Source organism: Boseongicola sp. (genome assembly GCF_057460485.1).
This window is the reverse complement of record NZ_JBVCWP010000439.1, coordinates 1-1948: the sequence shown is the minus strand read 5'-3', so window position 1 is coordinate 1948 and position 1948 is coordinate 1. Positions and strand designations below refer to the sequence as shown.

2 protein-coding genes are annotated in these 1948 nt (G+C 57.4%); both read left to right on the top strand.

From position 1 onward, the window contains the following. The coding region (locus AC221Y_RS23305; protein ID WP_486708660.1) for a cupin domain-containing protein at positions 1-396 on the top strand (396 nt) is incomplete at its 5' end. Between the two features lie 284 nt (positions 397-680). Continuing rightward, on the top strand, positions 681-1673 hold the full coding sequence (locus AC221Y_RS23300; RefSeq protein ID WP_486708659.1) for a LysR substrate-binding domain-containing protein: 993 nt from the start codon (positions 681-683) through the stop codon (positions 1671-1673). The last annotated feature ends 275 nt before the right edge of the window (positions 1674-1948 follow it).

Here is a 1948-nt window from a genome sequence, read left to right as displayed (position 1 = left end):
CTTCCGATCACAGCCCTCTGCGCGATTGCCGCAACCAGCGGGCCCACAGCGGCTGAAGGAGATTTTCCGAACGAACACAAGGGCCTTGCCGTGGAGCAGCTTGGAGTGGTCCCCGCGGACTCGATGGCGCGACAGGTAGGTCTCGATGGTCATGTTCTGCTCTTAAGACGGATCACGATCGAGCCAGGCGGTCAGATCGCGCATCACAGCGCCGCCGAAGTCCCGGGCGTCGTTTACATGGAAACCGGTGCTTGGACGGAAGGCCGCAACAGCGGCGAAACAGAACATTTGGCGGGTGAGACCTTCATCGAGGACGCCGATACTGTGCACTGGTTCTACAATCGTGGGGATGAGCCTGCATCGGCCTTGGTCTGCGATATAAAACCCGCCAGTTGAACGAGCCTGTAATTGACCAAGCGAACGCGCACTGTTTCTAAAGCCGGACCACAAGTGTGGTCTGGCCCAAAGCGTCGCCGGGCCCGCCCGCACCTTCTAACCTTAAGCGCGTCCGGGCGCCGCTGAAAATTCTGGCCTCCGCGCACACATCAAGCATCGTGGTGCTGAGAGAGTCTTGGCAGGCCGGATCGCGTTCGATGAGCCAATCCCGAGTTTGATTTGAACCCGTCGAGTATGTAATGATCCCATATGCGAACATCACATTTAACTTGGGAAACTGGGGCTTGACACGAAAACTTCCACCCTTCGCTGCGGTGCGGGCGTTCGAAGCCGCAGCACGTCTGGGCAGCATCAAGGAGGCTTCGGAGGAACTCTGCCTGACTGCCAGCGCGGTCAGCCACCAAATCCGCGCACTTGAAGAGTATCTGGGTACGTCAGTCTTTCGACGGTCAGGAAACCGAGTTGAACTGACGCTGACAGGGCGCGCCTATGCTGGAAAACTTACGACGCTTCTCGACGCATTCGAAGAGTCAACGAGGTCGGTGAAGGAGGCCGGGCGAAGACCCTTTCGTGTGCACTGCACACCGGGTTTTGCGGCACGCTGGCTTGTCCCCAGACTCAATCGCCTCGCATTCGGCGATCGGGTGCGGGTTTCGGTTTCGAACGGAGCGCCGTCAACGGACTTTGCTTCGAACGGTGCTGACGTGGTTATCCAGTGGGCTGATGCGCCGGTTTTGGGCGTGGTCACCGAACCGCTGATGCAATCCGCCCGTTATCCCGTGGTCAGTCCATCCCTGATCCAGAGTAAAGAGTTGCGTGAGCCGGGAGACCTGTGTCGCATGACGCTGATGCATGATGAGACAATGGATGCATGGGACGAGTGGTTCGAAGCCGCTGGGATTGATCCTCCGGCATTTCCACGCGGTCCAACATTTCCAAACTGCGAACTTGCGACGACAGCGGCGGAGCAGGAACAAGGTGTTGCTCTTGCATATGATGCGGTTGTCAGATCGACGGTTGAAAGCGGTGCTCTGGTCCGGCTTTTCGACGCGGTCACCATGCCATTCGTCATATATTCTGTCTCATATCCATCATCTCGAAAGAATGACCAAATAATCCGTGAATTTTCGGATTGGATACACAGCGAGGCCAAGGCCGTGGGGGTAGAGGCCCGTACCGATTTGATCTGCGAGGTCGCCAGCGGTCGTGTATCTCTTTTGAGGACGGCAACTCGCCCGGAAAATAAGCCGAAACTCGGAGCAAGACCGGAGGACTAATCTGAGCACCGAAACGCTATTCTTCCCAAAACCCGCTCAGTCCCGCGCTGCCGCCGCTCGGCCTTCGGAAGTGCTGCACTTTGCCTGAATGGCCGGTGTGGTGAAGCCGCAATGCGGAAAACCGGTCGATCGCTGCGCACGCCTCGGATGTCTCAGATGCGGGACGAAGCTGACATCCGCGCCCAGACCTGCTATATTTTTCGTTAAGCTTTGGAAGCATAGCATAATACGTGCACTTTGGGGGTACAGCTCGAATGGCTGATGATCCTTACAGG